General features: G+C 43.9%; 16 protein-coding genes and 2 tRNA genes. 8 read left to right on the plus strand and 10 right to left on the minus strand.

Annotated features, from left to right (window positions below):
• Positions 1-63: 63 nt before the first annotated feature.
• On the plus strand, positions 64-906 hold the full coding sequence (locus DUN60_RS09450; RefSeq protein WP_026012221.1) for an ion transporter: 843 nt from the start codon (positions 64-66) through the stop codon (positions 904-906).
• 152 nt (positions 907-1058) lie between these two features.
• Here DUN60_RS09450 and asd read toward each other — a convergent pair whose 3' ends face one another.
• Positions 1059-2177 carry an aspartate-semialdehyde dehydrogenase gene (gene asd / locus DUN60_RS09455; protein WP_017079532.1) on the minus strand — a complete coding sequence of 373 codons (1119 nt, stop codon included), beginning with the start codon at positions 2175-2177 and terminating at the stop codon, positions 1059-1061.
• A gap of 500 nt (positions 2178-2677) precedes the next feature.
• On the opposite strand from asd, the gene nhaC reads away from it, so the two are divergent.
• The gene (nhaC, locus tag DUN60_RS09460) at positions 2678-4114 is read left to right on the plus strand and encodes a Na+/H+ antiporter NhaC (protein ID WP_017079531.1); all 1437 of its coding nucleotides are present in this window, start codon (positions 2678-2680) and stop codon (positions 4112-4114) included.
• A gap of 95 nt (positions 4115-4209) precedes the next feature.
• On the opposite strand, the gene DUN60_RS09465 is transcribed toward nhaC, so the two are convergent.
• From DUN60_RS09465 to yejK, 3 genes are all read right to left on the minus strand, one after another.
• Entirely contained in the window at positions 4210-5388 is a 1179-nt protein-coding gene (locus DUN60_RS09465) for a chemotaxis protein (RefSeq protein WP_114633826.1), read from the minus strand.
• 76 nt (positions 5389-5464) lie between these two features.
• Positions 5465-6835 (minus strand): Hpt domain-containing protein, encoded by a 1371-nt coding sequence (locus tag DUN60_RS09470; protein ID WP_114633827.1) that lies wholly within the window; start codon positions 6833-6835, stop codon positions 5465-5467.
• Positions 6836-6940: 105 nt separating this feature from the next.
• On the minus strand, positions 6941-7945 hold the full coding sequence (yejK, locus tag DUN60_RS09475) for a nucleoid-associated protein YejK (protein WP_017079528.1): 1005 nt from the start codon (positions 7943-7945) through the stop codon (positions 6941-6943).
• An 84-nt stretch (positions 7946-8029) separates the two neighbouring features.
• On the opposite strand from yejK, the gene DUN60_RS09480 reads away from it, so the two are divergent.
• The 3 genes from DUN60_RS09480 to DUN60_RS09490 all read left to right on the plus strand — a co-directional run bounded on the left by DUN60_RS09480 (position 8030) and on the right by DUN60_RS09490 (position 10323).
• The gene (locus DUN60_RS09480; RefSeq protein WP_004734063.1) at positions 8030-8257 is read left to right on the plus strand and encodes a YejL family protein; all 228 of its coding nucleotides are present in this window, start codon (positions 8030-8032) and stop codon (positions 8255-8257) included.
• Positions 8258-8285: 28 nt separating this feature from the next.
• Entirely contained in the window at positions 8286-10094 is a 1809-nt protein-coding gene (locus tag DUN60_RS09485; RefSeq protein WP_114633828.1) for a DUF3413 domain-containing protein, read from the plus strand.
• Positions 10095-10232: 138 nt separating this feature from the next.
• A tRNA-Ser gene (locus DUN60_RS09490) sits at positions 10233-10323 on the plus strand.
• 444 nt (positions 10324-10767) lie between these two features.
• On the opposite strand, the gene DUN60_RS09495 is transcribed toward DUN60_RS09490, so the two are convergent.
• Genes DUN60_RS09495 through DUN60_RS09505 form a run of 3 tightly spaced genes read right to left on the minus strand, consistent with a single transcriptional unit; the run spans position 10768 to position 12655 of the window.
• On the minus strand, positions 10768-10959 hold the full coding sequence (locus DUN60_RS09495; RefSeq protein ID WP_114633829.1) for a hypothetical protein: 192 nt from the start codon (positions 10957-10959) through the stop codon (positions 10768-10770).
• A gap of 30 nt (positions 10960-10989) precedes the next feature.
• Positions 10990-12174: an NnrS family protein gene (locus DUN60_RS09500; RefSeq protein WP_114633830.1), complete on the minus strand. Its 1185-nt coding sequence runs from the start codon at positions 12172-12174 to the stop codon at positions 10990-10992.
• Positions 12175-12211: 37 nt separating this feature from the next.
• On the minus strand, positions 12212-12655 hold the full coding sequence (locus DUN60_RS09505; protein ID WP_004734067.1) for an RrF2 family transcriptional regulator: 444 nt from the start codon (positions 12653-12655) through the stop codon (positions 12212-12214).
• A gap of 324 nt (positions 12656-12979) precedes the next feature.
• On the opposite strand from DUN60_RS09505, the gene DUN60_RS09510 reads away from it, so the two are divergent.
• Positions 12980-13070: transfer RNA gene (locus DUN60_RS09510), tRNA-Ser, on the plus strand.
• A gap of 65 nt (positions 13071-13135) precedes the next feature.
• Here the strand turns inward: DUN60_RS09510 and DUN60_RS09515 are convergent.
• The gene (locus DUN60_RS09515; protein ID WP_114633831.1) at positions 13136-14056 is read right to left on the minus strand and encodes a histone deacetylase family protein; all 921 of its coding nucleotides are present in this window, start codon (positions 14054-14056) and stop codon (positions 13136-13138) included.
• A gap of 261 nt (positions 14057-14317) precedes the next feature.
• On the opposite strand from DUN60_RS09515, the gene DUN60_RS09520 reads away from it, so the two are divergent.
• Positions 14318-15004, plus strand: a complete 687-nt coding sequence (locus DUN60_RS09520) for an SDR family oxidoreductase (protein ID WP_114633832.1) — start codon at positions 14318-14320, stop codon at positions 15002-15004.
• Positions 15005-15011: 7 nt separating this feature from the next.
• Positions 15012-16013 carry a DUF3080 domain-containing protein gene (locus DUN60_RS09525; protein WP_114633833.1) on the plus strand — a complete coding sequence of 334 codons (1002 nt, stop codon included), beginning with the start codon at positions 15012-15014 and terminating at the stop codon, positions 16011-16013.
• A 60-nt stretch (positions 16014-16073) separates the two neighbouring features.
• On the opposite strand, the gene DUN60_RS09530 is transcribed toward DUN60_RS09525, so the two are convergent.
• A complete protein-coding gene (locus DUN60_RS09530) occupies positions 16074-18035 on the minus strand; it encodes a DNA topoisomerase III (RefSeq protein WP_114633834.1) in 1962 nt (653 codons plus the stop codon).
• A gap of 115 nt (positions 18036-18150) precedes the next feature.
• Entirely contained in the window at positions 18151-18699 is a 549-nt protein-coding gene (locus tag DUN60_RS09540; RefSeq protein ID WP_114633836.1) for an NAD(P)H nitroreductase, read from the minus strand.
• Between the last annotated feature and the right edge of the window lie 128 nt (positions 18700-18827).

Here is an 18827-nt window from a genome sequence, read left to right on the forward strand (position 1 = left end):
CTCGTTATTATGAAGCTTGTATAATGATTGTTAATGCATTTAACAGAAGATGAATCTTTCCTTATGTCACGCAAGCCACTAAAGCATCATTTGTACGTCATTATCTTTGGTACTCACACGCCAGCCGGACGTGCATTTGATATCTCTCTGATCGTTGCAATCTTGGCTTCGCTGTTGGTTCTGATCTTAGAGTCCATCCCTAATGTGATGACCGAATGGTCACAGCAGCTGCGTTATATCGAATACACCTTTACAGCCCTCTTTACTCTTGAGTATTTATTAAGGCTCTATTGCTCTCCGAAACCAAAATCTTATGCCACCAGCTTTTACGGTGTCGTTGACCTATTGGCGATTCTTCCAACCTACCTAGCAATCATCTTCCCAGGCGCTTCATTTATGGGTGTAGTGAGACTGCTGCGTGTGATGCGTATCTTCCGAATCCTAAAACTGGTTCGCTACCTGCAAGATTCCAATATCTTGTTGCGCTCACTGTTGATGGCACGACGAAAGATACTGATCTTCTTCAGTACAGTGGGTATCTTGGTCGTTATCTTCGGCGCTCTGATCTTTGTTATTGAAGGACCAGAAAATGGCTTCACCAGTATTCCCCACAGTATTTATTGGGCAATTGTAACCATCACCACGGTTGGCTACGGTGACATGATCCCCCAAACCGCGTTAGGTAAAGCGATCGCTTCGCTTACCATGCTATTGGGTTACTCTATCCTAGCCGTCCCAACGGGTATCATTACCGCAGAACTCAGTAATGAAATGAACTCACACAAAGAGTTGGTTAAGTGCCCGAACTGCAACCGCGCTGGCCATGATTCGGATGCCATGTATTGCAAACACTGTGCGAGTGAATTGGCAGATCCAGACAAGCGTGTCGTCACCGACGAGAAATAAAAGCAGGCACGAGATTCGAGTAGCGAGATGCGAAGAGATTTAAGGGCAGTTTCGAGGGCCGAATAACGAGATATCAATAAACTAAAAAGGGTTGACGTTTATCGTCAACCCTTTCGGTTTATCAGCTAATAGAATTTAAGCAATCTTGCCTATTACGCTTTCTCAGCAAGGATAATTCGCAAAGTACGACGTAGTGGTTCTGCAGCACCCCAAAGTAATTGGTCACCGACAGTGAACGCGTTCAGGAAGTCGTTACCCATAGACATCTTACGCAGACGACCTACTGGTACAGACATAGTACCTGTTACTTTCGCTGGTGTTAGCTCCTGTGCCGTGATGTCACGGTCATTAGGAACCACTTTAACCCAATCATTGTGCGTCGCGATGATCTCTTCGATCTCGTCCATTGGCACGTCTTGCTTAAGCTTGATTGTTAGTGCTTGAGCATGACAACGCATTGCACCGATTCGTACACAAGTACCATCAATCGGGATTGGCTGACCATCTAGGCCAAGAATCTTGTTCGCTTCAACGCCTGCTTTCCATTCTTCTTTGCTTTGACCATTTTCACGCTTCACATCGATCCAAGGGATTAGTGAGCCCGCAAGCGGAGCACCAAATTGGTCTGTTGGGAATGAAGATGAACGAATGGTATCAGCGACTTTTTTATCAATATCAAGTATGGAACTTGAAGGGTTTGCTAGCTCTGAACTTACGCTATCGTTGATCACACCCATTTGTGAGATCAGTTCACGCATGTTCTTAGCACCGGCACCAGAAGCCGCTTGGTAAGTCATGGCACTCATCCACTCGACCATGCCTTTCTCGTAAAGGCCACCCAAAGCCATAAGCATTAAGCTCACAGTACAGTTACCACCAACGAAAGTGTTAGTACCGCCGTGAATGCCTTGCTGAATTTGAGCCAAGTTAACAGGATCAAGAGTGATGATTGAATCAGCGTCCATACGTAAGGTAGAAGCCGCATCAATCCAGTAACCTTTCCAACCTGCTTGACGCAATGCTGGGTATACTTTTGATGTGTAATCGCCGCCTTGACAGGTAATCACAGCATCAAGCTGTTTTAGGCTATCAATATCAAAAGCGTCTTGAAGTAGACCCGCATCTTTACCACCTAGAACAGGGGCAGGAATACCAATCTGAGATGTGCTGTAATAAACAGGCTCAATCAAGTCGAAGTCTTTCTCTTCAACCATACGTTGCATTAGTACAGAACCAACCATACCGCGCCAACCAACTAGACCTACTCTCATCGCTCACTCTCCATGTATAAATTAAAAATTGCTCTCCCCCATCTATAAGTTTTTCAGAAACAGAACTCAAGCGCTTTTTGTCAAAAAGTGTAACTTTTTCGTTTCTTTTAAGTGAACGTAATGAATCGTGCAGTTATCTCTGTATCGACATTCAATGTCTACACCATTGTTAAAGCACCCATTATCGTCAAATTCAAACATTTACATCGCCAAAACCGCTTGAATCGACACCCATCACAAACAGTAAATCCCTCTTTTAAACCAAGGTTAATCAGAATTATATTTTACAAAACGAAAACAACGTGCGACAAACTCCAACATGTAACAATCATGAATTTAACAAAATTTCAGATTATGAAACCACAATTGATTGAGTTAACAGTCAAATATCACAACTTGGGCGTATTTTTTCGATATAATAAACTAATTACTGTAGTGTCCGTTTTGCACCACACACTATAACGAAGCACTATAAATGCTCGAATTAACAAGAGGCTTTTATGAAGCAGAGTAAAACTCGCCTACCGAACCTATTACAGGTATTCATCGCGTTAGGACTATTTCTATCCCTTGCTTTTTCCTTTACAGCAAAGCTTGACCTTCCAATTCAACTTGCCTTGTATATTGGTTGGTTCATTATCATGGTTCTTGGTATTCGTCTTGGCCACGAATACAAAGACTTAGAAAAAGCAGCACTCAAAGGAATATCCAATGGCTTAGGCGCGGTTTTAATACTTTTAGCCGTTGGCGCTCTTGTTGGTACTTGGATCTCAGGCGGGATCGTACCTACTATCATTTACTATGGTCTGAAAGCTATCCACCCTTCTATCTTCCTTTTAGCAACCATGATCATCTGTTCTCTAACCGCATTGGCGACCGGTACGTCTTGGGGTGCCGCGGGTACTGCAGGCATCGCGATGATGGGTATTGGCCAAGGCTTAGGTGTTCCAGCACCAATTACAGCGGGTGCGGTGCTATCAGGCTGTTACTTCGGTGACAAGATGTCTCCACTTTCTGATTCAGTGATTCTGGCTTCTTCAATGTCTGGTGTCGAAGTGGTTGAACACATCAAAGGCATGCTGCCTGTTGCGCTAATCAGCTACATTATTACTGGCATCATGTTTACTGCGTTTGGTTTCCACTACGCAGGTAATGTTGACATGAGCCAAGTAGATTCTGTCATCAAAGCAATGGAAGTTCAGTTCTACATCACGCCTTACTCATTCGTTCCAGTACTGATCGTGCTTGGCCTGTTGGCTTTCCGTATGCCTTCATTCCCAGTAATCAGCTTTGGTTCTCTGCTTGGTATTATCTGGGCAGTCATGATCCAAGAGATCGATTTCCTAACGGCATTCAACACTGCTTGGGCACCGTTCTCTATCTCATCTGGCGTAGAATTCATTGATTCAATTCTTAACCGTGGTGGCATGTCTTCAATGCTTGGTTCGGTCGCGGTTATCGTATTTGGTCTAGGTTTTGGTGGCTTACTGGATAAAGTGGGCGTACTAGAGACAATTGCTAAAGTGTTCGAGCGCCGTGTAAACAGCGCAGGTTCTCTAGCTACGAGCACAATTGGTACGGCTTTCATGGGTAACGTGTTCGGTTCTGCGATGTACGTATCGTTAATCCTTACGCCAAAAATCTGTGCGAAGAACTACGACCGCTTGGGCTACAAACGTAAGAACCTATCTCGTAATGCTGAGTTTGGTGGCACGTTAACGTCAGGTATGGTTCCTTGGAGTGATAACGGTATCTACATGGCGAGTATTCTAGGCGTTGCAACGCTATCTTACGCACCGTTCATGTGGCTAAGCTTCATCTGTATCATCGTGACTATCGTTACCTCTTACATGGGTTGGTTCGTTGATAAGTGTGAACCAACAGCACCAGCCGTTGAAACTGAAGAAGCGGCAGAGCTTACTAAGCAGCAAGCATAAGTTAATGCCTCAGAGCTTTAGAAAGTAAGCACAAAAACGTTAATGATATAAATGCAAAAAGAGCGCCCTAGAGCGCTCTTTTTTAATCTACTGGTTCATCTATTTATGGTTCGCTTACCCAGCCAGTAACCGATGCCTAACGGTGCAAAGAACACCACTAAGATAAACAGGATGAAGTAGATAATCACACCTTTGATTAACTCCATCAGTTTATCAATAGCAAGTACCACCACCTCTTGAGATACGCGGTCAAGGTCTTGCGTAAACAACTCCCTCTCTGAAGTCACGATACCTGCAATCTCAATGCGCTCTTTCGCAATCATCTCTACCAGAGCTTCTCTTTCACGTGTCACCATTTTTTCTAACGCCACACGCTCTTCAGTGAGCATCGCTAATTTCTGGTCTGTCTTGTCGCTAAGATCGTTGAGTAGAGGCTGCATTTCTGTCGACATAATAGAAGCCAGTGTTTGCATGTACTCAGGGTTGTTCTCGATGAAGTCTTGCATGCTTGCTGACGTTTGACGAAGACTTTCTAATGTCATAGACAGGTCTTCACCCGTTAGCGAGCTGTTTAACGCAACCAGCTCCGCTTTCCAAGACATTAGTTTAGGCGTCTGGTCAGCCATCAAACTTAAACGATCGGATGCGTCACTCATTGCTTCTGGCATGGTGCCTAAGCTCTGGACAATTTGCGACTCGTCTTTACCTAGATAGTTCAGCCATTCACGGTAAGCGGGGGTGATTCTGAATGTGAGGTCTTTAAATGGGTGGCTAGCAGCAAACTGCGCAACGAACACTTTGCTGTTCTTGAAATCACTCGAGCTCAATACACCCTTTGCCAGTTTTTCTGCTTCTTGATCAAGAAAACGAGCAGTCTCTACCGCATGATCCGTCGCGAACAGATCCGCACCATCGCCTTGGCGATAAAACTGATTCATTTGGGCAGTGAACACCCACGAGTCGATTAAGGCAGACATCGGTGAAGTTTGATAAGCCGCTTGCTGTAAGCCCTGCTCCGCATGGATCTTCCAAAGCAAGACATAAGATTGATGTAAGGTGTCATCAGCAGGGTAAGATTGAGCAATGAGATCGGCAGAGTCTTCTACTCGCATAAAAAACATCTTGCCGTATTCACGCGTCATGATTCGAGCATTCAGCTCTTGTTGAGTGAGAGGCGTCGTCTGAGTATCTAACTTAACTTCTAATAGAGAACAACCACTTAGCGCAATACTAAGCACCAACACCATCCAACGTCGACTCGAAAATCGTAACATGTAAACCTCTGACAAAGACTAAGGGCGCGGATTGTATGAGCACTTCGTCAGAGTATTGTCAAAATTCCTACAAAAGTTAACGCTGCTTATCTAAATATTCAAACGCAGCATCTATAGAGGCTTTTATTGCCGCCTCTAGTTCTTCTAAATCGTGTTCACTGATCGCTCTCGACTGTTTCATTGTCATTTCAATAGTTGCTGCAATGATCGCTAATCGAGACGCTTTGATACTGCCTGCCACACCTTTTAAGCTATGTACAATACGAGCAGCAGAGGTTTCATCTTTAGTGAGAAGAGATTTGAACTTCGTGTAATCATCAGCGTGATCTTGTACAAAGACGCCAAGTAGCAATTCGACAGACTCAGCATCACCATCAAGCGTTTCTAGCATGTCTTCAATATCAATCGCAGGCTTTGAATCAGTGACACTTGCAATGTGTTTCTCTGCCATTGGAGCTTCCTCTGTGTTCTGCTGAACAATTTCCTGGCTTGTTACGTTAATGCCCTCTTGAGGTTGAAGGTCGGAATGTTTGCTCGTCGGCGTAATCTTCAATACGGAAGGGTCATTAGTTGGTTGTCTCACCGCAGAGAGAGCATTTTCCTTACTTGAATCGGCTACTGGTTCAGGACTCAGTTCTTTGTCTGTTTGTTGAATCAATTTTCTCGATCTAACGCCCCACAACACTAGTGTGATCATCGTTACCAAGCTTAAACCTAGCATCACTAGCAATAGGTTAAACTGACGGTCATGGAACTCAGCTTCAAATTTAATGATCTGTTCGTTCACCGAGTTTTTCTTGATTTTATCGACTAAATAATTGAGCTGAGCGTAATCACTCAACAACGCTGAGGCATCAGCCAATAACTGTTGCAGTGCGTCTTGCTCTTCAGTTTTTAATGAATATGATTTTTCTAGAATGGAATCAAACGCACGATAAGTCGCTGACGAGCTTTGATTGTCAGAATACATCGCTTCAAAGACAACAACGCCGAATTCATTGAGTAGCGGTTTTAGTTTAGGGGAAAGCTCTTTATCAGCGCGCAGTATCTTAATATTGTCAACGATGTCTTGAACCTGGCTTTCTATCGGGATGAACTCATCAAACTTTTCTAGGAACTGATCGGCTACGTAAAGCAGTTGATTCGCATCAGGACGAAACAAGGCGTGTTGAAAATCAGATTCAATCTGCAGTCGGATCGAATAAACCAACTGAGCATCAAGTGCTAACTCATTGATACGAGAGACTCGCAGCGGCTCAGAGAAATAAAGCGATTGCCTCAATTCATTGACGCGAATACCGAGCTCTTCAATTTGAGCAAGAGAATTGGTGTAGGAACGGCTTAGATTAAGGAGAGCCAATGAAGGAAGTAGCCACAGAGCCAAGAGCACAACCAAGAAAGTGGCCGGTTTTTTAAAGCGTTTGGGCTTTGCTACTGATTGTTCCATCTATATTCCTTGTGCGTGTTAACTTGAAGCCATGACACTTGCTAAAAGACTAAGCACAAAACAAGCGACAACATCTTGCTGCCGCTTTTACTCATTAACTTCGGACTATGACTTATTGCGAGTCAGTTGGTCACGTAAGTTCGGTGGAGTGCCTTTAATCGTTAGCGTGTCTGTCTCCGGATCGTAAAAGATACGTTCGCCTAGAAGCAGACTATCAAAACTAACATTCAAACCGCCACCAGCACCAACAAATTTTGTTAGTTTACGCATAGTTGCGCGATCAGCGGGGAAACTGTCTTCTAACTCGTAGCCTTGCTCACTAGTATAGTCAAAGAAGCTTGTACCATCAGTGCTTGCTGGCAGTTCTCCAGAAAGTTCACGAACTTGAACTTCATCGCCCGCTTTTAGCTGTTCGTTACAGTAATCCGCAACCTGCTTTTTATAGCTGATCGCTTCTTCTTTTTCTAACTTAGAGTCTGAAACGAAATCTTCTACCGCTTGCATCAGTACTTGGTTTTGCTGTTTCGCATCCAAACCGACTTCAGCTTGTAAGAAATCTAAGAAGAAATCCGCGACTTTACGGCCAACACGTCCTTTAATGTAAGTTAAGTAACGGTTTGACTCTTTGTCTGTGTCGTATGTTGAAAGGTCAAGGCGCGCCACAATATCCATCTTTGAGATATCAAGGTAATCAGTCGCACTGATGTCTAACCCTTCAGTCACTTTCAAACTTTGGTTCGAAGGCAGTAAACCGATGAAAAGGTAGTCTGTCGCCAGTGATTGGTATTCAGCGAGTACCAAAGTGCCTTCGTCAGCAAATGGGTATTTCGATAACTCATCTTTTAGACGTAACGCACTTTTTTGAGAGAAATCATAGAAACTTTGCTCTCCCGCTCGAAATTCATGCAACGACTGCTGGAATTCGCTGTCGGATTTGAAAGAACCAAACCCTTTACCTGCTTTTGAATTAAAAACACGGTGAAGTTCAGCAACTAGGCTTTCAGATGAAGCATCGTTCTCTAGAGATTCAGCACGATAGTTAACAATCAGTTCATCCTGATCGTTCTTGCTCAGCTGGTGTAAAATTACGTTGGAAAGGTGAAGGCTCATAGTGAAAATATTACCGTTCAGGTTTCAGTTGTCGTGCATAGTAGGTTATCATAAGCCGCTTTTACTATCATTATTAGAGTCCTTATGCCGATTATATCTAAATACACAGATGATCAAGTTGAAAAAATCCTAGCTGAAGTAGGTGCTGTACTCACTAAGCACAAAGCTTCACCAGAACTTTCACTGATGATCGCTGGAAATATCGCAACCAATGTCTTAAATCAGAATGTTGCTGCTTCACAACGCAAAGGAATTGCTGAAAAATTTGCCGAAGCTTTAATCTCTTCTCTTGAAGATAAAAAGTCTCACTAAATTTGATTGACGGATAAAAGAATTATAAATGGTAGACAGCGCAAACTCATATAGCGATCGCGTATCTCGACTTGTTGGTTGGGGTCACTGGTTTGCATTTTTCAACATCATTGCTGCGATGTTGATTGGTACTCGTTATATTACTCAATCTGCTTGGCCAGAAACCCTATTGGGTCAATTTTATTTGGCTGCATCTTGGGTTGGTCATTTCGGCTTTTTAGTATTCGCGCTTTATCTATTAGTGCTGTTTCCGCTCACTTTTATTCTTCCGTCGAGGAAGTTATTACGTTTGGTTGCCGTTTGCTTTGCAACCATAGGTTTAACTGTCCTACTGATTGATACTCAAACGTATCAAAATATAAACCTCCACCTGACACCTGTCGTGTGGGAGGTTTTATTTAGTGGAGAGGAGTCTGCATTCACATCTGATTTGCAACACCTCTTCATTGTTATGCCACTTATCTTCTTATTACAGCTAGGTCTGTCTGAGTGGGTTTGGCGTAAGCAACGTAAACTGTCTCATAAACACATTGGCCGTCCGATTACTGCCGTCTTCTTCTTGTGTTTCATCAGCAGCCACTTGACTTACATGTGGGCTGATGCGTATTTCTACAACCCAATTACTAGCCAGAAAGCGAACTTCCCACTGTCATACCCAATGACAGCGAAAAGCTTTATGGAAAAACATGGCCTATTGGACCGTGAAGAATATTTACAGCGTTTAGAAGCCAACAAAGAGAACGTAAACTTAGTTAGCTACCCGCTCGAAAAAATTCAATACAACCGCCGCAGTGATGATCTTAATATCCTGATGGTGAGTGTAAACAACCTTCGCTCTGATGCACTTAATGCCACAGCGATGCCAAACAGCTATGCCTACGCACAACAATCGATCAACTTCACCAATCACTACAGTTCAAGTAACGACATGTTTGGTATCTTCGGTTTGTTCTATGGCCTTCCAAGCAGCTACGCAAGCAGCATCGAGGCTCAGGGTTCAAGTGCAGTACTGTTGGACGTTTTAGATAATCACAATTATAAGTTTGCGGCTTTCAGTGGCGACAACTTTGACGATGCACTTTACTCGGAAATCATCTTCCGAGGCCGTGATGTTATGCCAGAGCAAGCAACTTATGATGACAAAAGCGCGATACAAGCTTGGTCTAACTGGATTCAATCACCACAAGCTAAACGTCCTTGGTTTAACTTCATTGAGCTGACCACGCTGGATAACTTCTCTAGCTACGATTCAAGTTCAGAGTCAGACTCAACGTTAACGACAGCAGAACGTTTTGCTGCAGACTATCAAAAGTCTGCTCAAGCAGCCGATGCTCAGCTAGCAACAATCTACGCTGAACTGGAACGCTTAGAGCTAACCGACAACACGGTGGTTATCATTACCTCTAATCACGGTAGCGAGTTTAACGAAACTAAGACCAACAGCTGGGGCGCAAACTCCAACTACAGTCGTTATCAGTTACAAGTGCCACTATTTATCAGCTGGCCTGGTAAGTCTGCTTCTGAATACACTCACCGTTCTAGTCATTTAGACGTGTCCGTAACGTTGATGCAAGAGCTATTGGGCGTATCTTCAAACCCAACAGATTTCAGTAGCGGTCGCAGCCTGTTTAATGAGCGTAAAAGAAAGTGGATTCTCGCGGGTGACTCACGTGAACTTGCCCTTGTTACCGACCAGCAAACCACTGTGTTAGATAAATTTGGTAACTACAAGTTGTATGACCAAAACTACAAACGCCTAAAAGATGTAAGCCCTCGCTTACCAGTATTAATGCAAGGCCTGACTGAGTTACAGCGTTTCTACACAAAAAATGATTAAATAGTCATCAAACAGAAAAGGGAAGCTAATGGCTTCCCTTTTTTATTGCCGCTAATGACTAGAAAACAAGCAACCAAACAAGATTATGATAATTAAGGGTTTACAAGGCACTCTCCCCCTTATATTATTCACGCCAATGGAGGGATGGCTGAGTGGTCGAAAGCACCGGTCTTGAAAACCGGCAACCGTTAATAGCGGTTCTAGGGTTCAAATCCCTATCCCTCCACCACATTAAAGAAAGCCGCTGAGAAATCAGCGGCTTTTTTGCATCTAGCGTAAAGTGATTCGAATCTAAAGTTTAATATTCAACCATCCCTCAAAGACAGATTGTTTGGTTACTTGATTGAAATCATTCTGAACGTTTAAAGCCCATCTATGACTCTATAGCTGTTTGAATATCACTGGCTAGCTCAATTTATATTCTCTCCGCACTCCAGTCATCGATACATACCTTAGACCAAACTTATCTGCACAGCGCGTTCATTCAATATGACTAAACTGGTGGTGCATGCCAATTGGGTACAGTTACTCGCTAGAGAGTCAGAATTCACTGCAGGCTCGAATAGTGTTTAGGCTTGTTTCAGGCACTCATCATAAATCCATAAAAATAAAAAAATCCAGAGGCTTCATCTAAGTCTCTGGATTTCTAAATTTGGCTTGAGCGCTACTTTAATTAAGCGTTTTCTTGCTTAGTTTCTTGCTGCTCTGCTTGCTTCTTTTGTTCAGCTTCTTTTGCTTTTTCTTCGTGGTTTGAACCACCACATCCGCCACAACAGCTCATAATCATTCTCTCTTTGATTGTATTTAAGTCATTCACTGCAGACATAATATTAAAGATGTATTTTAAATGCAACTTTAAAGTCATCAATATTGAACATTCGCAACTTGTAGTAATTTAAGCTTTTGGTTTTATTAAAATTGGTAAGTACAACACAACGAAACAACTGTACGCGACAACCCACAGAGCACTGGATAAGGTGATGATAGAGACAATATTATGGGTAAAGTATCCGCCAAACACTCGCACAATAAAGGCAAAAACAATGGCGATTAACGCCGCAGTCATTATTTTACCAATCGCAATAGCTCGACCTGTATGTCCTAGAGAGACACGTGAGATCATTGATAAGATCATCACTCCCATTCCACCAACGGTTAAGGCATGAATCGCTTGTGATTGGGTGACCAATGACGAAATGATTGAAACGCCATATAAGATCAATCCTAACGAAATGGCCCAGTAGCTTAAGTGTAGAGACCACACTAGAGGAGTCTTAAAAGCAACCCATATTTTCCACCTTACTGCCCTAATCGCATTTGCCAAGCCACTGGCAATAAACACGACAGCAACGAGACTTTGTGGAACTGGAAGTATCTGAAAGCTCAACACAACGGCGAAAATCGTGCTCACGATGCTCAGCTTTTCAAGCCATGGTAATGCAGGGGTTCGTGGTGTCTGTGTGCCATTAGCGGTAAACATAGGAAAAACTCGTCCACCCATAATGCACATGACTAGAGTCACCAACAGCACCATGCTTGTGCTAGCTTGTGAAATTAAGAGTGGCTGCTGAAATAGAACACCATAGTGCATCGCAGCATTGGCAAAGGTCATAAGCAGCAGAATAGGAATGAACAACAGATTTCGCCAAAGCTTCACACTGACAATATTGTGGGCAAGATAAATTACAGCGATCGGTAAAAACAGTAAATCGAGTACAGCCACCAGCCAAGGGCTTAGAACCTCAGGTAGGAACATGGCTATTCTCGCACACAACCATAGAGCCAGAAGTATCATTAACCCACGTCCGTTAATACTGCGGACACCCGTCCAATTTTGTACGGCCGTCAGCAAAAAACCAACCACAACAGTGGCTGCAAAGCCAAACAACATTTCATGAATATGCCACCACATTGCACCGCCATAAACATTTAAGGTTGCGCTGCCATTCCAAAAAGCAGCCCAACCAACTAATGCTGCAATACTAAAAAGTGATGCAAACAAAAAAAACGGTCGAAACGCGAGTTCGAAAAATGCCGTCATTGAAACGCCATTGTTGGGGTTTTGATTTAAATTTTTCATCATCGTAAACCTAGTGAGTAAACAAAACTTGCTTACTTTAAATAACTTCAACCGCCAAGAGTTGCCCTAGCTTGTAGCTGTGTCCTTCGCCAAGGAGATCTTGTAAGCTATAAGCGTCTAAGCTTTTGTAAAAACACTCTTGAGCTTCAGCAAAGATAGTTTTCAATTGGCAATTTGGTGTAATGACACAGCTATTATCCTCGCCAAAACATTCAACCAAGTTACGTTTGTCTTCTAACTCTCGAACTAACGTACCTATGTTGATCTGACTTGGATGGCAACTGAGTTTCAAACCACCATTTTTTCCTCTTGTGGCGATCAGATGTCCTTTGAGGTTGAGTTGCTGAACGATCTTCATTAAATGGTTTTTAGAAATACCATAACTGTTAGCAATGTCGCCGATGGTGCTAAGAGATTGGTTGTTGATCGCTAAATAGATCAGAACTCGTAGGGAATAATCAGTGTAACGTGTGATATGCATGGTGGGATATTTCACTCTATAAGATGCATTCATTATGAATCTTATAGGCAGCAAAGGCAAGTTCACCCTAATGAGGAATGGTGGCTACACACCAAAAACCAAGGCTTCGGTCCTAATTACGTTCCTCACATCAGTTGTATTCGATCCTTTCTCCATTTTCCTTCCTCAAAGATACCCAATCCCTTAAGTCGAAACGATCAAGAACATTTTTCGATGTATTTTCACTCTAACCATATAAAAATGCACAAACTTGTTCATAAAAAAAGCAGTCAGTTGATAAGGGTATTTACAAGCCAAAGCCACCCTTATATTATACGCGCCATTGGAGGGATGGCTGAGTGGTCGAAAGCACCGGTCTTGAAAACCGGCAACCGTTAATAGCGGTTCTAGGGTTCAAATCCCTATCCCTCCACCACATTAAAGAAAGCCGCTGAGAGATCAGCGGCTTTTTTGTATCTGGAGATCACACAAGCTCACCGCTCAACTGCTAACAGCAAATGCGGCCTTCAATAACTGCATGTGAATTGGAACCAGATCTTGGTGCTGAGTTCGATATCCGCCACCGACTACGCAGGCCATCGGAATAGACTCTGATTTCGCTAATTCAATCATCAAACAGTCGCGTTCAAATATCCCTTTTGTCGAGACATTCAAATAACCCAGTTCATCGTCTTGATGAATATCGATCCCCGCATCATAAATAATCAGATCAGGTTGATGGTGAGCAATCGCTAACTTAGTGACTTGTTCAAAACAACGTAAGAACTCTGCATCTTCTGTTTCACGACTTAACGGCACATCTAAATCGGATAATGGCTTTCGTGCAGGAAAGTTTTTGTCGCAGTGGAATGATAGAGTAATGATGTCGTCATTCTCTTGGCAAAGAGTTGCTGTGCCATCACCATGATGAACATCGCTGTCGACGATAAGCACTTTATCGATATGTTCAAAGGTCAGCGCATGTTTTGCCGCTAACACCAGATCGTTCAACAAACAAAAGCCACTACCAAAATCATGATGCGCGTGATGATAACCACCACTCAAATGAATCGCCAAACCACTCTCTATTGCCATTTCAGCGGCCAAGCAGGTTCCACCACTTGAATAAAGCGTTCTCTCAATAAGTTGTTCGCTCCACGGGAAACCGATACGTCTCATCTTTGCTGCGGGCAAATTACCAGAAACAAGCAAATCCACATACTCACTATCGTGAACCTGTTTTACCTGTTCAACCGAAACCGGCGTTGGTTGGAAGATTTCAAACTGACGCTTCCATAGAGGCTCTCTATCCATTAATGCTTCAACAGCACTGTGTAACAACTGATATTTGTTAATCGGGTAACGGTGACCTTCTGGTAAAGGTAACTGCGAATAGATTGGGTGGTAAATTAAAGGAATCATAATCAGGTTAATTGCGTATCTTTCTCAAAATCATAACAGTCTCAGCCTAGGCGACAACCTTAATTGATGATAGTAGTTATCATTAACTTGATTTTCAAAAAGAGACAGCAATGAAAAACCTAATACTCATCTTTGGGGTGATCTGCGGCTCAGTAGCAGCAGTAATGATTTTTGTAGGAATGCTAATGGCCAGTTGGTGGAGCGTTGATTTTCTCGTGTTAAGCCATCAAACTTAACTAATTGAACTAAAAAGGAATCACCATGAGCGTTATTTTCATTACTGGAGCAAATCGCGGCATTGGCTTAAGCCTGACTCAACAATACTTGGAAGGTAGCCACAAGGTGTACGCGACTTATCGTGATGCCAATTCAGCAAAAGAACTGCTCTCTCTCGCAGACCACAACAGCAACCTGACCTGCATTCAATTAGAGATAACCGATTACCAAGCGGTGAGCCACCTCACTTTGCAAATAGAGTCGATTGATATTTTGATCAACAACGCTGGCTACTATGGTCCTAAAGGTTATGGTCTGGGTAATACCGATGTCGAAGAGTGGCGCCGTGTATTCGAAGTCAACACCATTGCGCCATTGAAGCTTGTCGAGACTCTATTACCTCTTATAGAAATTAGTGACGTCAAAAAGATCGCCTGCCTGTCTTCTAGAGTCGGTAGCATGTCCGAGAACACCTCAGGAGGCGGCTACATCTATCGCTCCTCCAAAGCCGCTCTAAACTCCGTTGTGAAGAGCTTAAGTAACGACTTAACGGATAGCGGCGTTACGGTGTTAGCTCTGCATCCTGGTTGGGTACAGACCGAAATGGGCGGCCCTAATGCTCTGATCGACACTGAAACCTCAGCTTGTGGTCTTATCAAAGTCATCGAGTCCGCGAATACTGAAGTAAGTGGTCACTTCTTCAATTTCGATGGCAGTGAAATAGACTGGTAACCCGCATATGAATGATGGCCCTCTCTCAAACCTAGTTAAGCACTCAACACTGTTTTGTCTGACGGTGATGCTAGCTGGCTGTTTCAGTGATGGCCCCGGAGACTTATTCGACGACTACCAAACCAAGATAGCCAGAGTACAAGATGTTGACGAGATAAAAGAGGAATGGGAATTTGAAAACCTACCGAGAAAAAGAGAACTGTTGATTGACGTGCCATCGCTTTCTATCGGTCTCATCGACAGTTACCAGCTTCGTCAGTGTGGATTGTTCAATCTGATTGCAGAAAGAAATTCGGTTCTTGGGAAAGTCGCGGATGAGTTTCGTAATTACGATTATCAAGTCGCCCTACTTGCGGGTGTTGGGAAATGTTTATCCGGTAGCGAATTAGACTCTGAGGTCGTAGAGCTACTGAAAGAAATCGAGCAGCAGAAACTCACACAGTTTCCGCTGCACCAGTGGAATCTCATCTATGCCAGCGATGCCATGCAGTCGCAAATGCGTGGCAGTCAGTGGTTACGTGCTGATATCGGCGATCAGGTACGACAAACCAGTGGCGCCTTAGAACATCTCAACCAAGCGTTAAACGCGCCGCTCGTTTCCGGCAAGACTATTGAGGTTCAAGAAATATTAGAGAAGAGCTCTACGCTCGGGGATTTATACTACTCGCTGGCTCGTGCTTCGGTTGAGCTTGATACCATCACCCAGCAGCTGACTACTTTTGACGCCAACATCATCTGTGGGAAGCAACGAGACACAACTAAGTTTCGCTATCTCAACAATGTGTTCGAACAACAGTATATTGACAAAGTTCAGCCTTACATGGCGCAATTGGATGGCTACTATCAGCAGCTAGCCCCGCAACTTGCTATGTTTGACGCACAGCCTGAGCTACACAGTTATTACTTTCCCATCAAAGATGCGCATCAAGCCTTTCGATCATCCACTCGCCGCCACGTTGATTATTGGCAGCAGCTGTTTAAGCGCTGCGGGCGCAAAGTCGGTCGTTAATCCCGGCTTCAAATATCAAATAATGGACAGTTGTTGATCTCAGTCCCTAACAATTAATTCTTAGCTTTTAGTACCTTTCTTAGCGTAAGTCTTCTTCCTTGTCCCACCAGCTTTACGGCGCTTGAATGCTGGTCTTTCAACTTTAGGAAGATGACGTAGGGATTCAGGGACTTCTCCCGTTTTCACTTTACCCATCAAACCATCAATCTTACTTTCTAACGCTTGCATGAAAGGTTGATACGCTTGGTTTCGTTCAGCCATGCCTTGCAACTGATGCTCCCAGTGAGCCGTCATGTCGGGAAAGGTCGAGTCCTCAGGTAAAGCATTAATCAAGCCTCTTCCCGCCGGGCTACTATGGATGCTTTTACCTTGTCGCGTTAACAGTTGTCTCTTGAATAAAGTATCTAGAATACCCGCTCGGGTTGCTTCTGTGCCAAGACCATCGGTCTCTTTCAAAATGGCTTTAAGGTCTTTGTTTGCGACAAAGCGCGCGATACCAGTCATCGCTTGTAGCAAGGTCGCTTCCGTGAAGTGTTTTGGTGGCTCAGTCTTTTTGTCTCCAATAATTCCTTCACGGCAATTGAGTACCGTTCCTTTATCTAATGGAGGCACCGTATCCGTACCATCACCTTTCTCTTCAGTATCCGTTTTGCCCATTAACACTTTCCAACCTGGATTGATAAGCTGACGTCCTTTGGCAATGAATACGCCACCAGCGATATCAAAAACTAACTTGGCATCGGCAAAAATGGCAGGCGGGTAGAATTGCATTAGATACTGACGAGCAATTTGCTGATAGATTTTCATCTCATTGGCAGACAGGCCGTTCACCGATGACTTTTTCGGAGTAGGAATTATCGCGTGGTGAGCATCGACCTTACTGTCGTTCCATGCTTTGGATTTAAGAGAAAGATCCGCACCTTGAGCACCACTTTGCAGCTCTTTCGCATTGTTAGCGATAGCATCCACGACCGACTCTCTTTGCGAGTAGTGATCCTTAGGTAGGTAGCGGCTGTCAGAACGTGGATAAGTGATGAGTTTGTGCTTCTCGTACAACGACTGACAAGTGTCGAGTACCTGTTGAGCACTCATACCAAAACGCTTAGACGCATCAATTTGCAAAGCTGACAACGAATAAGGCAATGGCGCAGCTTGTTTACTTTGCTTTTGCTCTGATTCCGTCACCGTCGCGGGTTGGTTCGTAATTCGGTTAGCCACGTTCTCAACCAGCTTTCGATTGAGCACGCGGCCTTCTTCATCTTGCCATGGTTTACATGCTTCGCTTGGTTTCCAACGCGCTCGAATATCAAAGCTCTGGCCGTTATTTTGATAAGGGATCAAAGCGTGCAGAGTGAAATAATCTTTAGGAATGAAGTTTTCTATTTCTTCATCACGCCTTACAACCAAACCAAGTACAGGCGTTTGTACTCGCCCTACCGACAACACGCCTTGGTAGCCCGCCTTTTGACCTAACAAGGTATACGCGCGAGTCATGTTCATGCCATACAGCCAATCGGCTCTAGAGCGCGCCAATGCAGAAATAGAAAGTGGAATAAAATCTCGGTTACTGCGCATTTGAGAGAGCGCACGCTTTACGGCTGGTAAGTTCAAATCGCTGATCAGCAGCCTGTCCATCGACTCTTTCTTAGCCTTAGACACCTTGCAGTAATCGATAACTTCATCAACCAGCAGCTGCCCTTCTCTATCCGGGTCACCCGCATGAACGATTTGAGTCGCGTCCTTCAATAGCTTTCGGATCACCGTGAGCTGTTTGCTTGACGTCTTACGCGGTCTTAGTTGCCATTGCTCTGGCACGATAGGAAGATCGGCTAAGTTCCACTTCTTATAACGGTCATCATAAGCATCCGGCTCAACCTGCTCCAATAAGTGTCCAATACACCAAGTCACCACATCCCCATTGCCACATTTGATAAACCCTTGGTCTTTCTTCTGTGGATTCGGTAGTGCAGCGGCGATCGCGCGGCCTAGGCTTGGTTTTTCAGCAATGATAAGACGAGACATGTTTTTCCAGATGCTACAAACAATTAGGGCCACATTATCTAATGTGGCCCCTAGAAATCAAGGAAAACTGGTTGTTTATACAGTTAGCATTCCACTATTCAAGCTTCGGCTTTCTTTACAAGAACTCGACGAACTTAGAGAAGTCACGCTCTGGTACTTTCATTGGCGTACAGCCCGGAGTGCCCAAATATAGGAAACCAACGATTTCATCGTCGCCTTCTAGGCCGAAAGCTTGGTGAACTTCAGGGTGGAACATCCACTTACCTGAGCGCCAAAAACCTTGGAAACCTTGAGCAACTGCAGCCATTTGCATTGCTTGTGCAGCGCAACCTGCAGAAAGGTGTTGTTCGAATGAAGGCACTTTATCGTGTTCAGTCACTTTTGCGATGACAGTGATAACCATAGGTGCTCGAAACGGCGCTTTCTTTACTTTCTCAATCACCGCTTCTTCGCTTTCGTCCGCTTGTGCTGCTCGAACCAAAATATCGGAAAGCTTATGTAGCCCAGAACCTTGTGCGATAACAAAGCGCCACGGTGTCAATGCGCCGTGGTCTGGAGCGCGCAAGCCCGCTTTAATGATGTTTTCTAATGCTACACCTTCAGGTGCTGGATCAGAGAGTTTTGCGATTGAGCGTCTGTTGAGCAATAGATCCAAAGCATCCATTTGAAGTCCTTACTAATTTTTATTGTTTGTATAGTTGAACTGTAGCACAAAACACAAACGATAATAAATCTCAACAGCTGTCCATTTGAAGCCATATTTGAAACGACACTAGAAACAATAAAGGCTCC

It is taken from the genome of Vibrio splendidus (assembly GCF_003345295.1).
GTDB classification, from domain to species: Bacteria; Pseudomonadota; Gammaproteobacteria; order Enterobacterales; family Vibrionaceae; genus Vibrio; species Vibrio splendidus_K.